Annotated in this window: 21 protein-coding genes and 2 tRNA genes; 14 read left to right on the top strand and 9 right to left on the bottom strand. The window is 38.6% G+C overall.

What is annotated here, in order from left to right:
* Positions 1–472 precede the first annotated feature (472 nt).
* The 5 genes from GGR22_RS02625 to GGR22_RS02605 all read left to right on the top strand — a co-directional run bounded on the left by GGR22_RS02625 (position 473) and on the right by GGR22_RS02605 (position 6129).
* Positions 473–1864 (top strand): RtcB family protein, encoded by a 1392-nt coding sequence (locus GGR22_RS02625; protein ID WP_182492448.1) that lies wholly within the window; start codon positions 473–475, stop codon positions 1862–1864.
* An 11-nt stretch (positions 1865–1875) separates the two neighbouring features.
* Entirely contained in the window at positions 1876–2565 is a 690-nt protein-coding gene (gene prfH / locus GGR22_RS02620; protein WP_121374843.1) for a peptide chain release factor H, read from the top strand.
* Entirely contained in the window at positions 2552–3046 is a 495-nt protein-coding gene (locus tag GGR22_RS02615; protein WP_182492447.1) for a tetratricopeptide repeat protein, read from the top strand. The genes prfH and GGR22_RS02615 overlap by 14 nt, the downstream gene beginning before the upstream one ends.
* A gap of 113 nt (positions 3047–3159) precedes the next feature.
* A complete protein-coding gene (locus tag GGR22_RS02610) occupies positions 3160–3843 on the top strand; it encodes a hypothetical protein (RefSeq protein ID WP_182492446.1) in 684 nt (227 codons plus the stop codon).
* Between the two features lie 93 nt (positions 3844–3936).
* Positions 3937–6129, top strand: coding sequence for a B12-binding domain-containing radical SAM protein (locus GGR22_RS02605; protein ID WP_182492445.1), 2193 nt, complete (start codon positions 3937–3939; stop codon positions 6127–6129).
* Between the two features lie 5 nt (positions 6130–6134).
* Here GGR22_RS02605 and GGR22_RS02600 read toward each other — a convergent pair whose 3' ends face one another.
* Both GGR22_RS02600 and GGR22_RS02595 read right to left on the bottom strand, forming a co-directional pair.
* Positions 6135–6569, bottom strand: coding sequence for a hypothetical protein (locus tag GGR22_RS02600; RefSeq protein WP_121374840.1), 435 nt, complete (start codon positions 6567–6569; stop codon positions 6135–6137).
* An 84-nt stretch (positions 6570–6653) separates the two neighbouring features.
* The gene (locus tag GGR22_RS02595; protein WP_182492444.1) at positions 6654–6821 is read right to left on the bottom strand and encodes a FeoB-associated Cys-rich membrane protein; all 168 of its coding nucleotides are present in this window, start codon (positions 6819–6821) and stop codon (positions 6654–6656) included.
* A 208-nt stretch (positions 6822–7029) separates the two neighbouring features.
* Here GGR22_RS02595 and GGR22_RS02590 point away from each other — a divergent pair, with 208 nt between their 5' ends.
* From GGR22_RS02590 to GGR22_RS02580, 3 genes are all read left to right on the top strand, one after another.
* Complete coding sequence (locus GGR22_RS02590) at positions 7030–7581, top strand: DUF2975 domain-containing protein (RefSeq protein ID WP_182492443.1); 552 nt, start codon at positions 7030–7032, stop codon at positions 7579–7581.
* Between the two features lie 3 nt (positions 7582–7584).
* Positions 7585–7794 (top strand): helix-turn-helix domain-containing protein, encoded by a 210-nt coding sequence (locus GGR22_RS02585; RefSeq protein WP_182492442.1) that lies wholly within the window; start codon positions 7585–7587, stop codon positions 7792–7794.
* Positions 7795–7906: 112 nt separating this feature from the next.
* Positions 7907–8683 (top strand): tetratricopeptide repeat protein, encoded by a 777-nt coding sequence (locus GGR22_RS02580; RefSeq protein WP_182492441.1) that lies wholly within the window; start codon positions 7907–7909, stop codon positions 8681–8683.
* A gap of 55 nt (positions 8684–8738) precedes the next feature.
* On the opposite strand, the gene rimO is transcribed toward GGR22_RS02580, so the two are convergent.
* Positions 8739–10055, bottom strand: coding sequence for a 30S ribosomal protein S12 methylthiotransferase RimO (rimO, locus tag GGR22_RS02575; protein WP_182492440.1), 1317 nt, complete (start codon positions 10053–10055; stop codon positions 8739–8741).
* A gap of 157 nt (positions 10056–10212) precedes the next feature.
* On the opposite strand from rimO, the gene GGR22_RS02570 reads away from it, so the two are divergent.
* Positions 10213–11031, top strand: coding sequence for a M23 family metallopeptidase (locus GGR22_RS02570; protein WP_182492439.1), 819 nt, complete (start codon positions 10213–10215; stop codon positions 11029–11031).
* 50 nt (positions 11032–11081) lie between these two features.
* Here GGR22_RS02570 and GGR22_RS02565 read toward each other — a convergent pair whose 3' ends face one another.
* Both GGR22_RS02565 and GGR22_RS02560 read right to left on the bottom strand, forming a co-directional pair.
* Complete coding sequence (locus GGR22_RS02565; RefSeq protein WP_182492438.1) at positions 11082–12581, bottom strand: OmpP1/FadL family transporter; 1500 nt, start codon at positions 12579–12581, stop codon at positions 11082–11084.
* Positions 12582–12672: 91 nt separating this feature from the next.
* Positions 12673–13653, bottom strand: coding sequence for a hypothetical protein (locus GGR22_RS02560; protein ID WP_182492437.1), 981 nt, complete (start codon positions 13651–13653; stop codon positions 12673–12675).
* 100 nt (positions 13654–13753) lie between these two features.
* On the opposite strand from GGR22_RS02560, the gene proS reads away from it, so the two are divergent.
* From proS to GGR22_RS02535, 5 genes are all read left to right on the top strand, one after another.
* On the top strand, positions 13754–15232 hold the full coding sequence (gene proS / locus GGR22_RS02555) for a proline--tRNA ligase (protein ID WP_182492436.1): 1479 nt from the start codon (positions 13754–13756) through the stop codon (positions 15230–15232).
* Between the two features lie 78 nt (positions 15233–15310).
* A tRNA-Glu gene (locus tag GGR22_RS02550) sits at positions 15311–15382 on the top strand.
* Between the two features lie 44 nt (positions 15383–15426).
* Positions 15427–15498 (top strand) — tRNA-Glu (locus GGR22_RS02545).
* A 32-nt stretch (positions 15499–15530) separates the two neighbouring features.
* Positions 15531–15782, top strand: a complete 252-nt coding sequence (rpsT, locus tag GGR22_RS02540; RefSeq protein WP_121374831.1) for a 30S ribosomal protein S20 — start codon at positions 15531–15533, stop codon at positions 15780–15782.
* 320 nt (positions 15783–16102) lie between these two features.
* Positions 16103–18127, top strand: a complete 2025-nt coding sequence (locus GGR22_RS02535; protein WP_220477622.1) for a zinc metalloprotease — start codon at positions 16103–16105, stop codon at positions 18125–18127.
* 47 nt (positions 18128–18174) lie between these two features.
* On the opposite strand, the gene GGR22_RS02530 is transcribed toward GGR22_RS02535, so the two are convergent.
* Genes GGR22_RS02530 through GGR22_RS02515 form a run of 4 tightly spaced genes read right to left on the bottom strand, consistent with a single transcriptional unit; the run spans position 18175 to position 23886 of the window.
* Complete coding sequence (locus GGR22_RS02530) at positions 18175–18573, bottom strand: response regulator (protein ID WP_182492435.1); 399 nt, start codon at positions 18571–18573, stop codon at positions 18175–18177.
* A 1-nt stretch (position 18574) separates the two neighbouring features.
* On the bottom strand, positions 18575–22072 hold the full coding sequence (locus tag GGR22_RS02525) for a PAS domain S-box protein (RefSeq protein WP_182492434.1): 3498 nt from the start codon (positions 22070–22072) through the stop codon (positions 18575–18577).
* Positions 22073–22074: 2 nt separating this feature from the next.
* Complete coding sequence (locus tag GGR22_RS02520; RefSeq protein ID WP_121374828.1) at positions 22075–22506, bottom strand: response regulator; 432 nt, start codon at positions 22504–22506, stop codon at positions 22075–22077.
* A 36-nt stretch (positions 22507–22542) separates the two neighbouring features.
* Positions 22543–23886, bottom strand: a complete 1344-nt coding sequence (locus GGR22_RS02515; RefSeq protein ID WP_121374827.1) for a sensor histidine kinase — start codon at positions 23884–23886, stop codon at positions 22543–22545.
* Positions 23887–23966 lie beyond the last annotated feature (80 nt).

The raw sequence follows: 23966 nt of genomic DNA, 5'->3' as shown, positions 1-23966 counted from the left end.
AGTCGAAAGTCAAAAAGTCGAAAGATAAATGGCTTTTTAATTACGATAAATACGATAAACAGGGGACTTTATGACTTCCAACTTTAAAAACTTTCGACTTTTTTACAATTAAATTTGGATAATCCGAAAACTATTCTAAATATTTGCACACGAAAAAATTAGTAACACTTTTAAAACGAAGAAAAATGTTTGTATCAACATCATCATTTCAAAGCTACTCACCAACAGGATTTGGTGCGGTGCGACTTCGTGGCTTATTTCAATCTTAGAAATACATTTTTAGATATATGAAAAAGCCCGAAGCCATTTAGTTTCGGGCTTTTTTATTCTAGACACTTCAAAATTTTCCCGAAAGTCAGTTCCATTATTTATCCGAAAGGATAAAAGGTTTAGCACGCTTATGTCTCATTTTTAAATCATTTAGAAATTGATTCAAGGCTGTGCACAAAGAAATTACGAATCAACAAAATTTATGGGAAATAAATTATCTGGAAAAGACCTTATCAAATTAGGCTTTCCAAAAAACAATTCAATAAATATCGCCTTAGGGCAGATAAATAGATATAGAAAAAGAGAAAAAAAAGAATCCATTCTGACAGAAGCAAAGGAAGTTTTGCTCTATCCGGACAAATTCAGCGGACATGGAACTTGGGGAAAAGTTGCCGAAGGTTTGATAAACCCTGTCCAAGTGAGAATGCACCAATTGAAAACGACGCGAGTTCCGTTTACGATTTTTGGAGAAAATGAAATCGATGAACAGGCCAAGTTTCAATTGTATGATTCATTGAAACTGCCGATTTCGATAGCAGGAGCTTTGATGCCCGATGCACATTCAGGATATGGTCTGCCGATTGGGGGTGTTTTAGCAACAGACAATGCAGTGATTCCGTATGGAGTTGGTGTCGATATTGGTTGCCGCATGAGCCTTTCGATTTTTGACCTGCCCGTAACCTTCCTGAAAGGGAAAGATCATCAGCTGCAGGGTATCTTGAAAGACCATACCAAGTTTGGAATGAATGAAACGCATGCAATAAAGGCGGATCATGAGGTATTTTACAGACAAGAATTTCAAGGCATTCCGCTGTTGAAACGCCTTTTGGACAAAGCCTACAAACAGTTGGGTACGTCTGGAGGAGGAAATCATTTTGTGGAGTTTGGAATAGTCAAAATCGATAATCCGCTTGACGAGTGGAAAATAGGAGCAGGGGAGTATTTCGCTGTTCTTTCCCACAGCGGTTCGCGAGGATTAGGAGCTAATATTGCGAAGCATTATACCTATCTGGCAACAAAACAATGTCCGTTGCCAAAAAATGTACAGCATTTGGCTTGGCTCGATCTGAACACGCATGACGGAAAGGAATATTGGCTGGCAATGAATCTGGCTGGTGATTATGCCAAGGCTTGCCATGACGATATCCATCGGAGAATTGCCAAAGCGCTTGGAAAAAGAGTAGTAGTGACCATCGAAAACCATCACAATTTTGCATGGAAGGAAATGGTCAATGGCAAGGAATGTATCGTTCATAGAAAAGGAGCGACTCCAGCGGCAGAAGGACAATTGGGAATCATTCCAGGTTCGATGACTGCGCCAGGCTATATTGTTAGAGGAAAAGGAAATACAGAAAGCTTGAATTCGGCTTCTCATGGTGCCGGAAGATTATTTTCAAGAGCAAAGTGCAAAAGTACTTTTACGCAAAGCGAAATTAAAAAAGTGCTGCAGGCCAATGATGTCACTCTGATTGGAGGCAATATTGATGAAGCACCCATGGCATACAAAGACATTACGAAGGTAATGGCGAACCAGAGCGAATTGGTAGAAGTACTTGGAACTTTTACTCCGAAAATTGTCAGGATGGACCGTTAAAAAGTAAAAAAATGGAAAAAATAATTCAGATAACAGCGGGTCGCGGACCTGCAGAATGCACTTGGGTAGTTGCCCAAGTGCTTAAAAAAGTTTTGGAAGAAGCACAAGAACAGCAACTCGAAGCTATAGTGTTGCAGCGACAGGCAGGTTCTGAAAATGGAACGGTCGAAACAGCTACAGTTTCCTTGAAAGGAAAAAATGCTACAACCTTTGCAAATTCTTGGTTGGGAACGATTCAATGGATCGGGCAAAGCCAATTCAGAAAGATGCACAAACGCAAGAATTGGTTTATCGGAATTTTTGAAATAGAGCCACAAAAGAATTGGACAGTTTCAGAAAACGATATCCAGTACCAAGCAATGCGAAGTTCAGGAGCAGGAGGTCAGCACGTCAACAAAGTGAGTTCTGCTGTCAGAGCGACACATCTGCCGACAGGAATTGCTGTCGTGGCAATGGACAGTCGTTCGCAGCACCAAAACAAAAAACTGGCAACAGAACGATTATTAAAAAAATTAGAAGGCGAAACCTTGCAAGAACTCAAGAATCATGTCGGTAAGCAATGGGAAAACCAGTTGAACATTCAGCGTGGTAATCCCACAAGAACATTTACCGGCACAGATTTTAAGAAGAATAAAATTGAGAAAAGCTACAAAGGAATACGCCAGAAATTAAAAACAGATTTAAGAAATGAAAACAATTGATAAATATGTATTCCAAGCATTGGATAGCTATCCATATTCGCTTGAAGAAACCATAGAGTCTTTAGATTACGCTTTTTCCTATGATGCTAAAAATACCATGGTGCTTTGCCTTTACGGAAGAATCCAAGCAGAACAGCTATTGAATTATGAAGCCGCTAAAAATTACTTTGAAGAAGCTTTTACGATCAATATCCATGCGCTTGAAGTCTATCCGCATTATATCCAAACGCTTATCCTAAATGAAGATTATGAAGAAGCGCAGAAATTAATCGATTTTGCACTTACTATTAAAGGTATAAGTAAAGCCGAGATTTTTATAAAGAAAGCCATTCTGTTTGAGACGCAGCATGAATTCAAGAAAGCAAAAAAAGAAATCAGAAATGCGAAGCTGCATTCTATTTGCTATGCTTCAGAATCTGAAATCAGCGAAGTTGAAAAGAGGATTAAGAATAAGATGGAGTTGGTTAAAAAGAAAAAGTAAAAGCTAAAAAGAAATCAGGAAAAAAATAATTTTATAAAATGGAATCAGTTTTGTCTGAAATTTAAGATATATGTGTTATGTTTGAAATGAAATATAAAAAAGACAAACCTTTTATGAGAGCACTCAAAATCATTTCAGATTTACTTCCGATTCCAAGTTATACGGTAATCTTAATCTGTTTTTTCTTTCCGTTTATAACCATCAAATGTGGTACGACAGAATTGGTTTCTGTAACTGGTTTTGACTATGTTGTAGGAACAGACATGAAAGAAAAAATGAAAAGCAATGAATTTTCAAAAAAAATGCAGGAAAAACTAGGAAAAGATTTGTTTGATACGACTCAAGATTCTTCAGTTGATGAAGATGGAAATCCGAAGAAAACAGAAGGACTTCCGGTGCCAGCAGAAACTGCTGATGAGAAAAATTCAAGAATCGCGATGATGATCATGATGGGGATTCCGTTTCTGATGGCTATAGCCGGACTCATATTCAGTTTTATAAGAATCAAACGTAAAGGTTTGCTGCATATCATTTTTTCAGCCATCGGATTTTTGGTACTGCTGATTTTCGGTATCATCATCAAAAGTTCGAGCGAACTGAACGCCGTTTCATCAATGGCTGATGGTATGGGAGGCGGAATGATTTCTATTGGAATGGGAACAGCTTATTATATGGCGACCATTCTGTTCTTGCTTATAATCATGTTTTTTGGGATGGAAAAATACCTAAAAAATCTCTATAAAGAAGAGCAAGAAATTCGGGAAGAAGCACTCGATGAATTCCTGACTAAAGATTAAATTTAGAATTCAAAACTCCCAATCGGGAGTTTTTTCTTTTTATACAGGCATTTTCATAAATAAGCAATATTTTTGCAATTCAATTTGTATGTTTTGAATCCTACCGTTTTTCTAATCACGCCACCTTTTACCCAGCTGAATACTCCCTATCCGGCTACGGCTTATATAAAAGGATTTTTGAACACGAAAAACATTACATCCTTTCAAGCTGACCTTGGGATTGAAGTTATATTGGAATTATTTTCAAAGCAAGGATTAACTGATTTGTTTATTGAAGCCGAAAAAGCGAAAGAAAAATCAGAAAATGCAAAGAGGATTCTTGCACTTCAAGAAGAGTATATCAAAACGATTGATTCGGTCATGCTCTTTATGCAAGGCAAAAATCCTACGCTTTCTCATCTGATTTGTCAAGAAGATTTTCTGCCGGAAGCCTCACGGTTTTCACAATTGGAAGAATTGGATTGGGCATTTGGAACAATGGGAACACAAGATAAAGCCAAGCATTTGGCGACTTTATATCTTGAAGATATTTCAGACCTGATTATCGAGTGTGTCGATGAAAATTTCGGATTCAGTCGCTATGCAGAAAGAATGGGACGTTCTGCCAATTCTTTTGATTCGCTTTACGAAATGTTACGAAAAGAACCGACTTATATAGATAGGCTATTGCTTGAAAATCTAAATAAGAAAATGAAAAAGCTGCAACCGCAATTGGTTTGCTTTTCAGTTCCTTTTCCAGGTAATTTATACAGTGCTTTTAAAAGTGCCCAATTTATTAAAAAGCATTTTTCCGAGACAAAGATTGCGATGGGAGGCGGCTTTCCAAATACGGAACTGCGTTCGCTGGCGGATGTCAGAGTGATGGAATTCTTTGATTTTATTACATTGGATGACGGTGAAGTGCCGCTCGAAGAGCTGATTTTGAGCATGCAGAATTCAGAATATGATTCCTATAAGCGAACTTTTCTTTTAGAGAACGGAAAGATTTCCTATAAAAATAATTCTGCTAAAAAAGACTATAAACAGTCCGAAGTAGGAACGCCGGACTATTCCGACCTGCTTCTGGATCACTATATTTCTGTCATAGAAATTGTCAATCCGATGCATAGAATGTGGAGCGACGGAAGATGGAACAAACTTACTATGGCTCATGGCTGCTATTGGGGAAAATGTACTTTCTGTGATATTTCTCTCGACTATATAAAGATATACGAGCCGGTTGCCGCCAAGTTGCTCTGCGATAGAATGGAGGAGCTAATCGCGCAAACGGGACAAAACGGTTTCCATTTTGTTGATGAAGCGGCACCTCCTGCATTAATGAGAGCTTTGGCGTTGGAGATTCTCCGAAGAAAACTGACGGTTACTTGGTGGACAAATATTCGTTTTGAAAAAAGTTTTACCCGAGATTTATGCCTATTACTTAAGGCCTCCGGCTGTATTGCAATCTCTGGGGGATTGGAAGTCGCATCTGACAGGCTGTTGGAGCTCATTCAAAAAGGTGTGACTGTAGCACAGGTAGCTCGCGTGACGAGGAATTTTACTGAAGCAGGAATTATGGTTCATGCCTATTTGATGTACGGTTTTCCGACCCAAACAGCTCAGGAGACTATTGATTCGTTAGAAATGGTACGCCAGTTATTCGAAATCGGAATCTTGCAATCTGGTTTTTGGCATCAATTTGCCATGACAGCGCATAGTCCGGTGGGAATGTATCCTGAAAAATTTGGCGTCTTGAAAGAAACGGAAGTCGTTGGAACTTTTGCTAATAATGATATTATTCATATCGACAAAACGGGAACCGACCATGATGCGTTCAGTTTCGGATTAAAAAAGTCACTTTTTAACTATATGCATGGAATCTGTTTTGACTTTCAACTTCAAGATTGGTTTGAATTCAAAGTACCACGTACCAAAATACCAAGCGATTACATTTATAATGCAATACATGAAGAAGAAGATTCGTTGGTAAAACCTTCGGCAAAAATAGTCTGGATCGGTAGCAAGCCTTCTATTTCAACCTATAGTAAATCTAAAAAAGGCAATTCTTGGGAAATGGCTTCGTTGGATTTTCATACCAAAAAAGAAGCTTTCAGCATTACGGCAAGCAAGGAACAAGGAATTTGGCTAGCTGATATGCTTGCTAAGATAGCTGTTTCTAATTCAAAAATCTATACGTACCAAGAAGTGAAGACAGATTATGAAAATGCAGGATTAGACGATTTTGAATTGTTTTGGCAGAGCAGGCCAGTGAATTCTTTGCGAGAGCAAGGCCTGTTAGTACTTTGATGCTTTTATTGCGTCATCGCTCTTCTTTCTCGCTCTTCTTTAAGTTTGGTATATTTTTCTCCCTGTTCCTTAGAAAGAAACTTTAAGATTTGAATGTCAATTTTATTCATGATCTCGAGCATTTTGTTCTTTTTTTCTTGCGGGTGCAGGGTTTCGTCTTTTGAGATTTGTTCAAGACTTTCTCTATTCTCATTCATGATAGACTTTACTCCGGCATATTGCAGTCCGTCCAAATTTAGTTCTTGGCCCAAGTACTTAGCCCAAACCTCTCCAAAATCGTTAGTTGCTTTTTTATTCTTGTTTCTAGGGCCATTTCCTCTTACTTCTCTGCCGATAGACCTATCAACACCACCAGTACTACTACCGTAATATTGAGCAGAAGCTGTATCAGGTAGGAGCATGAATACTATTGCCGCGATAAAAAATAATTTAGTCTTCATAAGTTGAAAATTTCAAGACCCAAACTTACTCATTTTTGGGCTAATAATAAAAATGTGATGCTTTTTAACATCATGTTGTGCTGTTTAGCGGTCGTCGTTCATCTCAGATTCTTCTTTTGGGTTTGCTTTATGGTCTTCGTTAAGAAATTTTTCGATTTCTTTTTTGTCTTTCAAGTTTCGCTTAACCAGAAGAATGATCAAAACAACTGCGAACAGAACTACTATGCCGATAATAAACCAATCTGTTTTCATGATCTTTTTTCTATAAAGTTAAGCTAATACCCCTTTGAAAATCGAACATACGGAATAAAATTACACTTGTTTTTATTCATATAATATGCCTTTTATCAATATAATTTAACCTGTAATCAAGAAATAATTTTTATTTTTCATTATATATTTATTGTTTTTCAATAAAAATAAATATATTTGTCCCATAGAAATTTAAAATCGAACAATTATGGAAATTAAAATTGGTAGTAAAGAGATGCTTAAGGTGTTGTACATCATTTGCTGGCTATTATTTATTGGTGTCGGTATTGAAGCAGGTGGTTTTATTTTCAATGCTATTTTTACATTTGCACTGGAACCCGAAGCTGGATTTTTTTGGAAAGAAATTGACCTGTCAAGCCTTTATAAATATGATCATGGATATTTTGTCATAATGATATCAGTGATGATTATTGTGTCAGTAATGCGAGCGATCATGTTTTATCTGATTATAAGGATTTTACACAATAAAAAACTAAGCATATCGCAACCTTTTAATAAAGAGATGCAACGCTTTATTTCAGGATTATCTTACTTGGCTTTAGGAGTAGGTTTATTTTCGCATTGCGGAGTTAACTATAGTGAGTGGTTGGTCAAGCAAGGTGTAGAAATGCCTGATATACTGTATTTGCGTTTAGGTGGCGAAGATGTATGGATATTCATGGGCATTATTCTTCTAATAATAGCGCAGATTTTCAAAAGAGGTATAGAAATCCAGTCCGAAAATGATTTAACCATATAACTCATGCCCATAATAGTAAACTTAGACGTAATGATGGCAAGGCGCAAGATGTCGTTAAATGAGCTTTCAGAAAAGGTTGATATAACATTGTCTAACCTTTCCATCTTAAAAACAGGAAAAGCAAAAGCCGTTCGGTTTAGCACGTTGGAGGCAATTTGCAAGGCACTGGACTGTCAGCCAGCCGATATCTTAGAATATAGGGATACTATATAGAAGATGGCATTTGTATAACAGTTAACAAGCCATTAACCAAGAAGTAGCTTCCATTAACACAGTCTTTCCGTAATAATGATACATTTGTAAGACAATGATTAAATTTTTGTCAATGAAAATAATAGTTGCAATTCTTGTCTTTCTAATTGGTTTTAATGTTCAAGGGCAGACTGAAAAAGAAATAGTAGAAAAACGCATTTCAGAAGCAAGTAAATTATTCTTGTTTTCGCAAGATTATCAATTAGCTCTCGACGCCATATTGAAAGATCATCCACGTTCGGCTTATGCTTGGCAACAAAAAGCAATGCCGCTTTTCAAACAAGGCAAATATGAAATAGCAATGCCGATACTCGACAAAGCCGTGGACTTAGATCCGAAGCAATATATGGATTATAGGGCTTTTATGAAATGTATTTTTTCTAAGAATTATACTGAGGCAATCAAAGATTTTGAGGCTGCCAAAGCAATTAGCGGCAATTCGTACGTGATGGATCATACCTATGATTTCTACATTGCGCTTTGTTGTTTGCAGTTGGGGAAATTCAGTGAAGCAGAAAAGATACTGGAAATCGATCGAGAGGCGCTTCAGGCTAGAGGTGGAGTGGAAGCACATTTTTTAGATGTATTTTATTTAGGAATCGCAAAGTATGAATTAGGAAAATTCGAGGCTGCAGTGACGGAATTTGATAAGGCGCTTCAAACCTATCCAGAATTTTCAGATGCAGAATATTACAAGTTTTTGTGCCTGCACAAGCTAGGAAGGAGCAAGGAAGCCGATGTGTTGCTACGCAAGGCTATTGCAGATTATAAGAATGGATTTACTATCAATGAAGATAACGCAATTTACGAACGCTATCCCTATCAAGCCTATTTTTTGAAATTATGGTAACATAAAAAAGCCCTGACTCGGTCAAGGCTTTTTTTATTTTGGAAGGCAACTTTCTTTATAGAATAGCCTCGCCATATAAATCAAATTCGGCTGCATCTGTAATCTTTACATTTACAAATTCGCCTGTTTTTAAGTATGCTTTTGAAGCGTCGATTAAAACTTCATTATCAACATCAGGGCTGTCAAATTCAGTTCTACCAATAAAGTGAGCTCCTTCTTTTCTGTCAATAATACAACGGAAAGTCTGCCCGATTTTTTCTTGATTCAATTCCCATGAAATTTGTGACTGTATTTCCATGATTTCATTAGCGCGCTGCTGTTTCACTTCAGCAGGAACATCATCCTCAAGCAAGTAAGCATGCGTATTTTCTTCATGTGAATAGGCAAAACAACCTAATCTTTCAAAACGCATTTCTTCGACCCAATTTTTTAGGATTTGGAAATCTTCTTCTGTTTCACCTGGATAACCGACAATCAAAGTTGTCCTGATAGTCATTCCTGGAACAGCTTCGCGGAAGTCGTTGATAAGTTTTGTTGTCTTGGCCTGTGTTGTTCCGCGACGCATCGATTTTAAGATCTTGTCAGAAATATGCTGTAACGGAATATCAAGGTAGTTGCAGATTTTAGGCTCGCGTTTCATCAGTTCCAGCACATCCATCGGAAATCCTGTAGGGAAAGCATAATGCAGACGAATCCATTCGATACCTTCTACCGCGGCTAGATTTTCTAGCAATTCAGCCAGATTTCTTTTTTTGTATAAGTCAAGCCCGTAATACGTCAGGTCTTGTGCGATTAATATAAGTTCTTTTACGCCGTTCTTGGCCAATCCTTTTGCCTCGTTTACCAATTTTTCTATTGGCTGAGAAACGTGTTTGCCGCGCATTAATGGAATCGCGCAAAAACTACAAGGACGGTCACATCCTTCCGCTATTTTAAGGTAAGCATAATTTTTTGGAGTGGTCGTCAAACGCTCGCCAAGCAATTCATGTCGGTAATCGGCGCCAAGCGCTTTCAATAATCCTGGCAATTCTGTTGTTCCAAAATATTGGTCTACGTTAGGAATTTCCTTGATTAAGTCTGGTTTGTATCTTTCAGATAAACATCCGGTTACGAATACTTTGTCTACTAAACCTTGCTCTTTTTTGTCGACATAATTCAGGATCATATTTACAGATTCTTCCTTCGCATTATCAATAAAACCGCAAGTGTTGATAACGATAATGTTTCCTTCTCTTTCAGCTGGTGCCTCATGCTCAACATCTTTGCCGCTGGCACGCAATTGTCCCATCAGCACTTCACTGTCATACACGTTTTTAGAACATCCTAAAGTGATTACATTAATCTTGTTTTTCTTTAACGTCTTGGTTCTCATAGAATTGTAAATTGGAGTGCAAAATTAAGCTTTTTATGAATAGTAGCATCATCGTTTGGTAAATTTTATGAAGCGTAAAATAGATTTGAAGGAAAGTCGTTTTTATATCGACATTACTTTTGATATATTGTAACCCTTACGTTTTATGATAGTAGTTATGAAGAAAATCATTGCCCTTTTTTTATTGCTCGCTCCTCTGATGCTTTTTTCGCAACAGCGCGATGTTAAGGTTTATAGGGAATTTATAGAAGGAAAAACAGTCGTATTTGCAGACAATAACGAATTTTGTCCAGTATCAGTCTTGATGCGTGCCGAATTAGTAAACATGAGAAGCAGCCTCAAAGCGCCTTATGTGCTGGTTCCGGCAAGGACTAAAAGATTCGTAATTGCCGAAATATCTGTAGTTGATTTGAAAAAAGAATTCAATTTCAAATACCAGAACTCTTTTCTGTTAGGCGATATCAACCTTAAGAAATATGATATTGATTTTCCGTATAGTCTGCCGTATAAGCAGGGTGAAGAATATATGATAGGGCAAGGCTACAACGGAAAGATTTCACATCAAGGCGAATTTGCACTTGACTTTATCATGCCGATTGGTACTGAAATCACGGCCGTTAGAGATGCAATTGTAGTTGATGTGCAAGACAGCAATACGGAAAATTGTATGAAAAAAGACTGTGCCGAATTTAATAATTATATCGTCGTCTATCACGAAGATGGCACTTTAGCCGAATATACACATATAAATACCAATGGTTCTTTTGTCAAGAAAGGCGATATTATCAAGCGAGGCGACAAGATTGCACTCAGTGGTAATATTGGCTGGTCTTCAGGGCCACACTTGCATTTTTTTAGTTTTGTGTCTGATATTGAAAAAGGAAGAAGGTCTATTCGTACCAAATTCAGGACAGAAGGAAATAGGCTAGAATTCCTGCAAGAAAAGAAATTTTATAAGAAAGATTATGAGTTTTAATCCAAAAAAGCATCCGATAAAGGATGCTTTTTTTATCAAGTAAAATTGATTTATAGATCAAATAGCAAAGTAAGCGTTACGTTATTATTGACCGATTTGACTGTTGTAGGGTCAATAAGCCCTTGCGAGAAAAAGGTCTGCTGCATATCTCTTTTAGAGTAAGAATAAGCGGCATCTAATCTAGTTCCTCCAAAATTATAACCGAGTCCGGCAGAAAACCCTTGAAGGTCACCAACTGTTTTTCCGTTTTTATAAGGGCTTTGTTCAAAGCGATATCCACCTCTAAAACTCCATTGTTTGGCTCGGGCTTCAGCACCAACGCACACTTCTGAAGTTACGTCTAATAATGATTCGAGCTGTGCATTGGTTTCACGGAAGTCGCTGCTTGGCTTGAATCGGGTATTGCTGTAATCTTTCATGGCATAATCAATGCTAATTAGTCCGTATTGTCCGAAAACATAGGCTAAACTTCCTGTATATTTCCCAGGAGTCTGTAATCTGTATGACGGATAGATAATCGTAAGATTCGGGTCAACAATTACGGGATTTCCTGTTCCGCAGTCTGGGCAGTCCACAACTAAATTTTGATATAATTCTTCGTTCAGACGGAACCATGTTGGCGATTCATAAGCAAGTCCGATGCGGAGTTCCGATGTGACTTTTGCAATTGCTCCGACTTGAAAAGAAAAGCCGTTTCCATAGGTGTACAATTCATTGCGGAAGCGTAACGCCTGAGGTCCAGAATTTGGATTATTACCTGGTGTGTCTAAATAATCTTCATAGAAATTACTCACGCGCGTGTAATCTGTAAAATGCGAATTCAGGCTAAGTCCGAAATAGAATCGGTCTGTATATTGCACGCCCCCATTGAAGGAAAGCTTTCCGTTATAGCCTGTAGTTTCAATAAAATTTTCTTGAAAATAATTGCCGCCTGCAGGAGTATTCGAGGTGTAAGCTGTGTTGTTTCCAGTGTTAACAGCCGGATTGATTAGGTAACCATCATAACCAAAGAAGGCTTGTTGCTGTCTGTAGGTCATTGCTCCAAAAGGCTGGCCTGTAATATCAGCTAACGGAATTCCATTAGCATGGCTTAAAAAATATTGCGATACCGAATTTGTCGGGTTGTAGCCTGCCGCATGGAACTGGTTATCGAAATTAGATTGGTTCTCGTAATTGGCTGCAACAGTAAATTTTTTCCAATTGCTTGACGTATTTTCGTTTTGAAAAACCCAAATGGCACCTATTTGATTCAGGTCGAAAGTATTATCGTTTTCTTTTGTAGTGGTTCCAAAATAGCTCGATTTGTTGCTTGTACTGTAATTGCTGAGCGTGATTGCAATTTGGTTGGTCGTGAATACGGCACCTCCGGCAGGATTGACACCGATAGATGAAAAATCGCCACCAAGAGCTCCAAAGGCGCCACTCATTCCTCTAAAGCGAGCAGTTCCTGTCAGATTATCTTGAGCATACCTCATGGCATCAGAAACTTCTTGAGCCTGAGCAGAACTTAAAGCAAGTCCCGTGATCATAAATAAAAAGTACTTTTTCATAGGGTTAATTTTTTCTTAGGGGTTCAAAAAAATACCTATGCTATAACTTTTACGTCTAGACATAGGCATTTTGCATCATTAAATTTTGTAGTTATCCTCTTCGTCCGCCGCCACCGCCGCCAGATCTTCCTCCGCCGCCGTAGGAGCCTCCTCCTGACGATCTTCCGCCGCCGCTTGAGCTTGGGCTGCTGTACGATCTTGATGGTGCTACATTTTGGCTTCTCGTAGAGTTGTTGCTTCGAGTCGGAGTGCTGTAATTGTTGTTGCTGCTATTTCTTGTAGTATTATAGCTGTTTCTTGTCGTGTTATAATCTCTTGTAGTTGCATTGCTGTTACGCGTGCTCGTATTCGTGTTGTATCTTGTAGAATTTCTAGTCGAATAATTTGCATCAGTTCTTCTTGAAGAAGTATTGTAAGCGCTGTTGCTTCTATTGCTTCTAGCTGCGTTTCCTCTGTAATAGTTGTTTCTTCCGAAGCTGCTGTTAGCGTAATTGCTTCTTCTGCCGTTAGAATACGCGTAGTTGTTGTAGTATCCATGGTTGTGCCAGTGGTTCCAGCCTCCATAATACGGACCTCCGTACCAGCCTCCCCAGCCCCAGCCAAGTCCCCAGCTTGGACCATACCAACTATTCCAGCCCCAGCCGCCATACCAGCCGCCCCATCCAAGACCCCAGCCCCAGCCTGGTCCGTACCAGTTGTTCCAGCCCCAGCTGTTATCATAGATATTTACAGTCACGTTTTCTGAGCTGCTGCCCCAAGCAGGATATCCTGTTGTGGCTACATAAGTAGAATCGTTTACTTGGCCGTTATAAGAAGGAGATTGATAGTTGTCTGGTTCTGTGAAAACTTCAGGATCCTCTTGCAAAGACCTGAAATATTCCTGATATCCATTGCTGCTTTGCTCGTTGCTGGCAGTATTGTTATTTGATCTTCTTTCGTTGTTGTTATACACTCCGTCGGAATCATAATAAGATGAATTCTGATAAGACCCGCAAGAAGTCATCAGAATTGTCAGCAGTCCAATCAATGAATAAATGGAGGCTGATTTTTGAGAAAAATAATAAGTTTTCATATCTAGAGCAATTTTATTGTTGGACAATACAAAAATAGTTAGTTTTGCTGAATTATATAGTTAAATAAAGTTAAACAATATTTGTGCCAAACTATTCAATATGAGTAAGAACCTTACAAAAAGATCAGAAGATTATTCCAAGTGGTATAACGAGCTGGTAGTAAAAGCAGATTTAGCCGAAAATTCTGGGGTTAGAGGCTGTATGGTCATCAAACCATACGGTTATGCAATCTGGGAAAAGATGCAGGCAGAATTAGACAGGATGTTCAAAGAGACTGGACACCAGAACGCCTATTTCCCACTGTTTGTGCCCAAGAGCATGTTTGAGGCCGAAGAAAAAAATGCCGAAGGTTTTGCTAAAGAATGTGCGATCGTCACTCACTATAGATTAAAAAATGATCCAGACAAGCCTGGAAAATTGATGGTGGATCCTAATGCCAAGCTGGAAGAAGAACTGATTGTTCGTCCGACCAGTGAAGCAATCATTTGGTCTACCTATAAAGGATGGGTGCAGTCCTATAGAGACTTGCCGCTGCTGATTAACCAATGGGCCAATGTTGTCCGCTGGGAAATGAGGACGCGTTTGTTTTTGAGGACTGCTGAATTCTTATGGCAAGAAGGGCATACTGCTCATGCTACTCGAAGCGAAGCCATAGCAGAATCAGAACAAATGATGAATGTATATGCTGATTTTGTGCAGAATTTTATGGCCATCCCGGTTATAAAAGGATTGAAAACGGAAACGGAACGTTTTGCTGGAGCAGAAGAAACCTATTGCATTGAAGCCTTGATGCAGGATGGAAAAGCGCTACAAGCTGGAACTTCTCACTTTTTAGGACAAAACTTTGCTAAAGCTTTCGATGTTAAATTCGCAAATGCAGAAGGAAAACAAGAACACGTGTGGGGTACATCATGGGGTGTTTCAACGCGTCTGATGGGTGCTTTGGTTATGACGCATTCTGATGATAACGGATTGGTTTTGCCTCCGAATTTAGCTCCGATTCAAGTAGTTATCGTTCCTATATATAAGACAGATGAAGAATTTGCCGCGATAACGGAAGCTGCTACTACGTTGGTGTCGCAATTCCGAAAACTAAGAATTTCCGTGAAGTTTGACGACAGGACTACTCAAAAGCCAGGTTTCAAATTTGCTGAGTGGGAATTGAAAGGCGTTCCTGTTCGTGTTGCAATCGGTCCGAAAGATTTAGAAAACGGGACATTTGAGGTAGCAAGACGAGATACATTATCGAAAGAAGTTGTCTTGAAAGACGGAATCGTAAACTATGTAAGTGATTTGCTAGAAAAAATCCAAGAAGATTTGTTCAATAAAGCATTGGATTACAGAAACACACATATCACGGAAGTAAATTCTTTCGACGAGTTCAAAGACGTTTTAGAAAACAAAGGAGGCTTTGTAGCAGCACATTGGGACGGAACTCCAGATACAGAAGAAAAAATCAAAGACTTGACTAAAGCAACCATCAGATGTATTGCTTTAGACAGAGTAGAAGAGGCTGGAAGCTGTGTGTTTACTGGAAAACCTTCTGTCGGAAGAGTACTTTTTGCTAAGGCGTACTAAAAAAAATAAAAAAAAATTACGGTAGCTATTGTGCGAATAAAAAATAGTTGTATTTTTGCATCCGCATTAGAGAAGCAAGGCCCGTTCGTCTATCGGTTAGGACGCCAGGTTTTCATCCTGGTAAGGGGGGTTCGATTCCCCCACGGGCTACAAGTTCAAAGTTTATTGGAATAAACTAACTTAGAAGGATTCAAGGTCCGTTCGTCTAGGGGTTAGGACGCCAGGTTTTCATCCTGGTAACAGGGGTTCGATTCCCCTACGGACTACAAAAAAACATTAAAGAAAAAAAGGAAAGAAAATGGCAAATCATAAGTCAGCTCTAAAAAGAATCAGAAGCAACGAAAAGAGAAGAGTATTAAACAGATACCAACACAAAACTACTCGTAACGCTATTAAAGCTTTACGTCTAGCTACAGATAAATCAGATGCTTCTGCAAAATTATCTGGTGTAATCTCTATGATTGACAAATTGGCTAAGAAAAATATTATCCACAATAATAAAGCTTCCAATTTAAAATCTAAATTGACTAAACATGTTTCAGCTCTTTAATTAGATACTGAATCTACTTTATATTGAAAGCCCTCTCTTGAGGGCTTTTTTATTTTACACCCTTCATTCCCGATGTGTTCATTCGGGATTTTTTTGTTTTACGCCCTTTCTTTCTGCAGGTTTTGGTACCATTAAAAAACAGGGTATTTACTTTTAAATTTGGGCTTTTTGCCTTCTTCTCACTATTTCCCGATTCTTCAACTTTGTAACAGCTAGTTGAGATGGGATTATTTCCTGTTTCCTAAGTATTACCGGTAAGGAATTATGTAAAAAGCGTTAACCGAAAAGCTTATAGAGTAGGGAATATAAAATAGTGTAGTATGAAAAAAATGTTTTTAATGGCAACGCTGATGGGGCTTTGTATTCTGTCGGCTTGTGATCCAGTAAAGCCTGTCACAACCAAGAGAGATTGTGGTACCGAAGATTTTTATAAAGAAAGACTCAGCAAGGACAATGTTTTTGCTAGGGAAGAAAAAAAACTTGAAAGCCTCATTTTAGAATATACTCGAAAAATGAGAGGCAACAAATTTGACTTTAGAAGCACCAATGTGACCATTCCAGTAGTTGTGCATGTAGTGTATAATAATGCTACGCAAAATGTTTCGGATGCTCAGATCCAAAGCCAGATAGATGTGCTGAATAGGGATTATAGAAGATTGAGTACTGAAATTCCAGGTGGCCCTGCAGCCTTTACAGGGATGGCTTCCGATACGCATTTCCAGTTTGCTTTGGCGAGAAGAGATCCGAATTGTAATCCTACAACAGGTATTATCAGAAAAAGCACGACAACAGCCTCTTTCACTCATACAAATTCTAGTGTTGCAACCGTAAGAAATCCTGTAAAATTTAATTCTTCCGGAGGTGATGATGCCTGGCCGAGCGACAGATACCTGAACATTTGGGTATGCAATCTGAGCGGTACATTATTGGGATATGCTAGTTTTCCGGCAGATATGACTACTCGTCCCCTTGAAGATGGTGTTGTGATGGATTTTACTTGTTTTGGATCGACTGGGACAGTGGCTGCTCCTTACAATTTAGGAAGAACTGCTACACACGAAATAGGACATTGGCTAAATTTAAGGCATATCTGGGGTGATGATACAGGCGATCCGGATGAATGCTCTGCAGACGATGCTGTTACAGATACTCCAGTTCAAGCAATAGAAAACTATGGCTGCCCGTCTTTTCCTCATGTTTCTTGCTCAAACGGGCCTAATGGCGATATGTTCATGAATTTTATGGATTATACCGATGATGCCTGTATGTACCTATTTACAAATGGACAGTCAGAAAGAATGGATGCTACATTCTGGACGACAAGAGCGTCTTTGGCTTCCTCTTTGGGCGCTTTGCCTCCTCCGGCTGCTGCCTCGGCAGATTTATTCAGCAAAGATACCGATGAAGACGTAGGTAATGAAGCGAATAACGAATCTCCAGTATTTTACCTGACGGATGATATCTGGATACGAAATACTAACGACGGACTCACGAATCAAGAGCATCAAAACCCAATAGGAGAGCAGACAAACTATGTATATGTGCGAGTGAGAAATAAAGGATGTTCGCCGTCTACTGCTGCAAATGTGAAGTTGTATTGGGCAAAAGCGTCTTCAGGATTAGCATGGCCTTCTCCTTGGGACGGCAGCGTAACATCGCCTGCATTAATGGGTAATTCAATAGGGAGCAAGCCTACCGGAGCGGTAGCTGGAAATGGATTCGTGATTTTAGAATTTCCATGGACGGCACCTGATCCAAGCGAATACTCCGCTTTTGGAGCAGATCAAAATCACTTCTGTCTTTTGTCTAGAATAGAAACTGCTACAACAGCTCCTTTTGGAATGGCTGTTGCCGAAACCTCTAATCTTTTAAACAATGTGAAAAATAACAATAATATTGTATGGAAAAATGTGTCGGTTACCGATGCTGATGGGGCCAGTCATAAAAATTCTGTACTTCTGGCAAATTATGGAAGAACGGCCCAAAAATATACAATCAAGATAAAACCATATCAAGGCAAGACTTTCGGAAATACCAAAGTGGGAATCGATAAGAGAAGTACCTTCTTGAAAAATGTCGAAGACATACGTGGCACTAAAGGTCTTGAGCCTACAGAAAGAGAGTATGTAGTTGCAGAAAATGGCGTGGAAATAAAGGGTGTAAAGATGGAGAGGGGCGAAATAGTATCAATCATATTTAACCTTTCCGAGCAGAAAAGAAATCCAAGAAAAAATGATAAACAGCCATTGTTTAGACGAAATGTAAACCAGTTTTTAGTGGAACAATATTCAGAAAATGGCGAGCTGATAGGAGGACAGTTGATAAAAATAAAAATCAATAATTAGCACATTTCACTGATTCAAATAAAAAAGCTCTCGATTGAGAGCTTTTTTTATAATCTATCTTTTAGGTCTTCCAGCATTTCCTTAGTGATAGGCTTTGACAAGAAATCAATCACAATCGAATACGTCTTGGATTTTTCGATGTCAGTCGGATCGATAGTAGATGAAAGCACGATTACTTTTGTCTTGGTATTGAATTCTTGATATTCGGATTTGGTGAAATTATCCAGAAATTCCCATCCTCCCATGACCGGCATGTTCAGGTCTAGGAAAATAAGTTCCGGAGATTGTGATTCGCCTTCCGCTCTTAGGTTGTTATAATAATCCAGGGCTTCTTGTCCGTTTTTTGCAGTAATTATTTCTTCTGTAAAAGATGCCTTGGCAATTACCATCTTGTAGAGCATTAAAGTAATTGGATCATCATCCACACATAAGATTTTATGTAGCATTTTATTCTTTTTTGAATGTTAATGTAAATTTAGTTCCTTTATTCACCTGGCTTTGGACTTCTATTGTTCCGCCCATTGTTTCTACCTGAGATTTGACGAGATACAATCCGAGTCCTTTACTGTCCGGATAGTTGTGAAATCTTTGATAGAGGCCAAATATCTTGTCTTTGTTTCTCTCAATATCGATTCCTATTCCATTGTCTTCAAAGGTAAGAATTGTCTTATCATGTTTCTCCTTTGTCGCTATAGTTATTTTTAATTTTTTTGCTGGATTTCTATATTTTATGGCATTCGTGAGCAAGTTCAGCATAATGCTTTCCAGATAAGCTTTGTTTATAAAGGAAAGCGAATCTTTTTCGAGATTGATTTTTAAGATCGGCTGATGCAGATTTATGAGATAGCTCAGCTGGTCAAAAACACTTTCAAAGACCTCACTGAACAAAACTTCTTCTTTTTGGATGGAAGGATTGTCCTTGATAATGACAACCTTAACCAAATCGTTTATGGTCTCGTTGAGAAGATGCGTCGATTTTGTAAAGCCATTTAGTATTAGCTTTAAGTCGTCATTTTCGATCGGAATGTCTTCTATAAGGTTAAGAAGCCCAGTCAGATTTGACAGCGGCGCCCTAAGATTATGCGACGTGATGTAAGAAAATTGCTTTAAATCTTTGTTGTTTTGCGTCAATTCGCGGATTAGTTGCTCGCGCTCTTTTTCTTGCTTTTTCTGTAAAGTTATATCTCTTTGTATTGAAATCCAGTGCGAAAGCTGGCCTTCCTTATTTGCGATTGGGATCATTGAAAAACTGACCCAATATTCTTCATTATTTTTTCTGTAACTGATAGTTTCTACCTGAGTTTCCTCTTCATTCTTGATTGCATTGATGAGTTTTTTAAACTCCGATTCATCAGAATTTTTTCCTCTGAATATCAATGGTGATTTTCCAATAACTTCAGATGCCTTGTATCCTGACATTTCTGTGAATGCCTGGTTTGCAAAGATGATTTTCGGTATCGGAGTTTCCGAAGTATCGTTTTCCGTGATTATTACGGCATCTTTGGCTTGGGTGATTACGGTTTCAAGAAGTTTTAGGCGCTGTTCTTCTTCTTTCTGTTTGGTGACATCCTGCATGGAACCAATCATCCGAATCGGTTTTCCATCGTTGTCTTTTATAAGGAATCCTCGATCAAAAACGTATTTATAAGTGCCGTCTGAGCATTTGAAACGGTATTCATCTTGCCATTTTTCGACTTTTTTCTCTAGAAAATTATAAAGTTTTACGGATACTCTGAGGCTGTCTTCGGGATGGATTCGGTCGAACCACCATTTTGAAGTATCACCGACTTCGTCTTTTCTATACCCGAAAACACTGCGAATTCCTTTATTCCATTGGAAATCGTCTTCTTGGATTTTCCAGTCCCAGATAGTGTCGCTGGTTGCTTTAGCAACAATATCATAGCGGTCTATAGCTTGTTTCAGCTCTTCGCCAGCTCTTCTGTTTTCAATTAGCACGCCTACTAGGTTTGCTATCCTGTCAAGAAGATAAATTTCGTTTTGATCCGGTTCTCTGTTGGTTTTGTAATACGTTACGAAATTGGCGAGATTGGTACCGTCTGTCTTCTTAATCGGAATAGACCAGCAAGATTTTAAGCCATGGGCAGTTGCAGCGGGAGCAAAATTTTTGCAGAGCGGCTCTTTTTCGATGTCATAAATAAAAGCATTCTCATTTTTGAAAATACTTTTTTTCATATCGAATTCACTCACAGACTCAATATATCCTTTTGGGAGTGAATTGCCTACAAAGTGTTTTATCTTGTGGTTTTTAATCTCAATGATGGAACATATAGCTCCTGGTATGAGAATTTCGATATTTTGGATTACTTTTTCCAAAACTTCTTTCAGCGACTTATTAGGCTCTGCATTGAGCTTATATGTATCTTTTTCAAAAGCAAGTATGGTCTCTTGAAATTTTCGAGTCGTGATGTCTTGAAGCGCTCCTATTTTTTTAATCTGCTTGCCGTCTTCCCATATAAGGTCAAAACGATCAAGAACATAAGCATAGGTATCATCTTGTTTTCTGAATCGGTACTCAATTTCATAATGTGATCCTGAGGCGTCTTCCTTGATAGCTGCTATTTTGGCTCTTACTTCTTCTCTTTCGTCGGGATGCAGTCGCGAGACCCAGAAATCCAGATCGAGATACTGCTGGTCTACAAAATTAAATCCAAATAACTTTTTGTAATTCGATCCTGTAATATAGATTTTTTTGGAAACGGTATCAAATTCATAAATAGCGTCACTAGTAGCCTTGGCAATGGCTTCGTAGCGAAGGTTGCTCTCCTTTATTTTTAGCTCATTTTCGATTCTTTCGGTAACATCGCGGGCATTGAGAACGATTCCGTTGACGGCGGCATTGTCGGTCATGTCGACGATATTAGCTTCGAGCCACCGCCATTTACCGTCGATTTCTATATATCGGAAGGGCCGTGTTGCGACGCGTTTTTCTGTTTTCAGACGGGAAAACTCTTGCTGGAAAAATTCCATTTCATCCGGATGAAGTCGCTCGAAAGCATTAATACCTATATAGTCGTTAGGATTCAGTCCGTAGTTTGTTTCGACATTCGGGCTTATGTAGGTAAAAACTCCGTCCGTATCGAGAATAGCGATAAGTTCGGATCCATCTTGAACTAATGCCCGAAAGCGTTGTTCTGTCAGTTCATTCTCTTTTTCGGACTTTAATTTTTCCGTGACATCTGTAACTAACACGAGTCTGGCTCTTCTTCCGTTAAAATTGATCTCATTACTTTGAGTGATGACATCGATCATCTCTCCATCCTTCTTGATGTGCTTGAAGGAAGTTTCCATGAATTTGCTGTCTTCTCTTATTTCTTTAACCAGATTGAAAGCTTTTTCAGAATCTTTCTTGGCGACAACGGCATAGGCTTTTAGACTTAGGAATTCCTCTTTGGTGTAACCGTATTTTCTCAAGGCAGCATCGTTGGCATCCAGAAAATCTAATGTTTCGATGTCGTAGACTGCTTTTGGAAGCGGACTATGCTGGAAGATATCTTTGTATTTCTTTTCAGAATCGCTGAGCTTTTGCGCAATTTTTTTGCGTTCGATATTGTAAAGCACGCTCTTGAATAGTAACGGTGCATTAAGATATTCTTTTTGAAGATAGTCTGAGACTCCGTAGGAAAGCGACTTAATGCCGAATTCTTTATCCGAAAAGCCTGTCAGTATGATAATCGGGATATTTCTAGATATCGGAATTATTTCATCAAAAAGCTTTTCGCCTTCTGCATCGGGAAGAACCAGGTCCAAAAGAATAATATCTATTTTTTTTGCCGAATTCAGGAAGTTTTTGGCTTCTTTGAGATTTCGCGCCTCATAAAAAACAGGATCAGGGAATTCTTCTTTTATATAATCTTTGATCAGGACCAAATCGCCCTGATTGTCTTCGATTATTAAAAAATGAATACCTTCTTTTTGAAACGTCATCGTTAGTCTTTTTTAGGCAATTGAACTATTGATATCCAAAAATCTTCAATTGCAGCTATGGTATCTAGAAAGTTGTTCGCTTCGACAGGTTTTGTTATAAAGCAATTGACGTGGTTTTGATAGCTTTTCAGGATGTCGCTTTCTGATGACGATGTGGTTAGCATAATTACTGGAATATGTTGAATTTGGGGATTCGATTTTATTCTGGCCAAAACTTCATGGCCGTTTAATTTTGGGAGATTCACATCCAGAAGAATAAGATCTGGCATTGTGGCATTTTCATAGGCTCCCTTTTTTTCCAAGAACTGTACAGCTTCCCATCCGTCTTTTGCGACTGAAACTTCTTTTTTTATCCTGCCGTGGCCTAATGCCTCTTTTGTAAGCAGGATATCGCCTTCGTTGTCTTCAATCAGTAAAATAGCAATTGATTCCATGGGGGCACAGATTAGAATTTAACAAATATAAGAAAACTATTTACTTACTGTGAAATAAAATGTGCTTCCTTGTCCTTCCTCCGATTTCAGCCAGATTCTGCCTCCTTGTCCTTCAATAATCTTCTTACACATGGCAAGACCTATACCGGTTCCAGAGTATTCGTTTTTAGCATGGAGCCTTTGGAAAATCACAAAAATCTTCTCGTTGAACATAGGATCGATTCCGATACCATTATCGCTTACTGAAAATAGCCATTGATTTCCCATGTCTTCATGCGTAATCATTATCTCTGGTGCAATAGCGGTTTTATGATATTTTAAGGCGTTGCCAATAAGATTCTGAAAAACGAGCTGCAATGGAGTTTTTCGGTTATTAATTATTGGAAGATTGTCCCATTTTATGACTGCCTTGCTCTCTTTTATAAAAGCTTCGTTATAAGTAGTGACTTCTTCGATGAGCGTATTGAGATCGATTTCCTCGATTTCTTGGTCAAATTTTCCAACTTTTGAATATTCAAGCAAGTCAAGAATTAGGTTCCGCATCCGATGTGCGCCATCTACTGCATAATGGATGTATTCTTTGCCTTTGTCGTCCAGCTTATCGTCATATTTTCTTTGGATTTCCGACAAGAATCGGGTAATCATTCGTAAAGGTTCTTGAAGATCATGTGATGCTATGTATGCAAATTGTTCCAATTCTGCATTTGAAAGTGCCAGTTCTTCAACTCTTTTGTTGATTTGTATGTTGAGTTCCTTTAACCGCTGTTCATTTACTTTTCTTTCGGTAATGTCTTCCAGCGATCCGATCATGCGGATGGCTTTTCTTTTTTTATTGAACAACAGGTATCCTCTGTCGTATACATGCTTTATTGTACCAGTTTCAGTGATGATGCGATATTCATCAGACCATTTTTCCTTATTGGCTGTTTCGAGAAATTTATCGAACTTTTGGGCGACTCTCGCTTTGTCTTCCGGATGGATTTTATCCGTCCACCAACTGCTGTGGTTCTCGAGATCGGGATAGCCAAGAATCCTTTTTAGCGATTCGCCCCAGATGACTTTGTCTTTTTTGAAGTCCCAATCCCAGATGATATTGTTGGTGGCTTTCGTGACCACTGTATAACGTTTGTTGGAGAGCATGAGCTCTTCGGCCGTGCTTTTCAGCTTGTTGAGGTATTTTTGGTTCTTGTTTTCATAGCGCCTTAGCATAATCCAGAAGACAAAGCCGGATATGACAATGAAAGCTGAACCTTTCAAAGTTTGAAAGAGAATCGAGTCGCCGGTAAAGCCAAAATAGGCGAACGATCGGTCGCTGATTAAAATCCAAAGGATTCCAACCGCAAGATAGATGGAGATTATTTTGCTTGAAGGTTTGTACATGGGGAAATGGTCTTCAATGTAAATATAATGAAAAGTATTTATTCAGATTATTTATGTTAAAAAAAATACGTTTCAATCGA

Source organism: Flavobacterium gossypii, from assembly GCF_014138495.1.
Lineage (GTDB): Bacteria > Bacteroidota > Bacteroidia > Flavobacteriales > Flavobacteriaceae > Flavobacterium > Flavobacterium endophyticum.
Note: the sequence above shows the minus strand (reverse complement) of the source record. Positions and strands in the feature narration are given on the sequence as shown.

What these genes read in the sequence shown, in the direction of transcription:
- GGR22_RS02625 (WP_182492448.1), top strand. Translation starts at nt 473, where the DNA reads ATGGGAAATAAATTATCTGGAAAAGACCTTATCAAATTAGGCTTTCCA.
- prfH (WP_121374843.1), top strand. Translation starts at nt 1,876, where the DNA reads ATGGAAAAAATAATTCAGATAACAGCGGGTCGCGGACCTGCAGAATGC.
- GGR22_RS02615 (WP_182492447.1), top strand. Translation starts at nt 2,552, where the DNA reads ATGAAAACAATTGATAAATATGTATTCCAAGCATTGGATAGCTATCCA.
- GGR22_RS02610 (WP_182492446.1), top strand. Translation starts at nt 3,160, where the DNA reads ATGAGAGCACTCAAAATCATTTCAGATTTACTTCCGATTCCAAGTTAT.
- GGR22_RS02600 (WP_121374840.1), bottom strand. Translation starts at nt 6,569, where the DNA reads ATGAAGACTAAATTATTTTTTATCGCGGCAATAGTATTCATGCTCCTA.
- GGR22_RS02595 (WP_182492444.1), bottom strand. Translation starts at nt 6,821, where the DNA reads ATGAAAACAGATTGGTTTATTATCGGCATAGTAGTTCTGTTCGCAGTT.
- GGR22_RS02590 (WP_182492443.1), top strand. Translation starts at nt 7,030, where the DNA reads ATGGAAATTAAAATTGGTAGTAAAGAGATGCTTAAGGTGTTGTACATC.
- GGR22_RS02585 (WP_182492442.1), top strand. Translation starts at nt 7,585, where the DNA reads ATGCCCATAATAGTAAACTTAGACGTAATGATGGCAAGGCGCAAGATG.
- GGR22_RS02580 (WP_182492441.1), top strand. Translation starts at nt 7,907, where the DNA reads ATGAAAATAATAGTTGCAATTCTTGTCTTTCTAATTGGTTTTAATGTT.
- rimO (WP_182492440.1), bottom strand. Translation starts at nt 10,055, where the DNA reads ATGAGAACCAAGACGTTAAAGAAAAACAAGATTAATGTAATCACTTTA.
- GGR22_RS02570 (WP_182492439.1), top strand. Translation starts at nt 10,213, where the DNA reads ATGAAGAAAATCATTGCCCTTTTTTTATTGCTCGCTCCTCTGATGCTT.
- GGR22_RS02565 (WP_182492438.1), bottom strand. Translation starts at nt 12,581, where the DNA reads ATGAAAAAGTACTTTTTATTTATGATCACGGGACTTGCTTTAAGTTCT.
- GGR22_RS02560 (WP_182492437.1), bottom strand. Translation starts at nt 13,653, where the DNA reads ATGAAAACTTATTATTTTTCTCAAAAATCAGCCTCCATTTATTCATTG.
- proS (WP_182492436.1), top strand. Translation starts at nt 13,754, where the DNA reads ATGAGTAAGAACCTTACAAAAAGATCAGAAGATTATTCCAAGTGGTAT.
- rpsT (WP_121374831.1), top strand. Translation starts at nt 15,531, where the DNA reads ATGGCAAATCATAAGTCAGCTCTAAAAAGAATCAGAAGCAACGAAAAG.
- GGR22_RS02535 (WP_220477622.1), top strand. Translation starts at nt 16,103, where the DNA reads ATGAAAAAAATGTTTTTAATGGCAACGCTGATGGGGCTTTGTATTCTG.
- GGR22_RS02530 (WP_182492435.1), bottom strand. Translation starts at nt 18,573, where the DNA reads ATGCTACATAAAATCTTATGTGTGGATGATGATCCAATTACTTTAATG.
- GGR22_RS02525 (WP_182492434.1), bottom strand. Translation starts at nt 22,072, where the DNA reads ATGACGTTTCAAAAAGAAGGTATTCATTTTTTAATAATCGAAGACAAT.
- GGR22_RS02520 (WP_121374828.1), bottom strand. Translation starts at nt 22,506, where the DNA reads ATGGAATCAATTGCTATTTTACTGATTGAAGACAACGAAGGCGATATC.
- GGR22_RS02515 (WP_121374827.1), bottom strand. Translation starts at nt 23,886, where the DNA reads ATGTACAAACCTTCAAGCAAAATAATCTCCATCTATCTTGCGGTTGGA.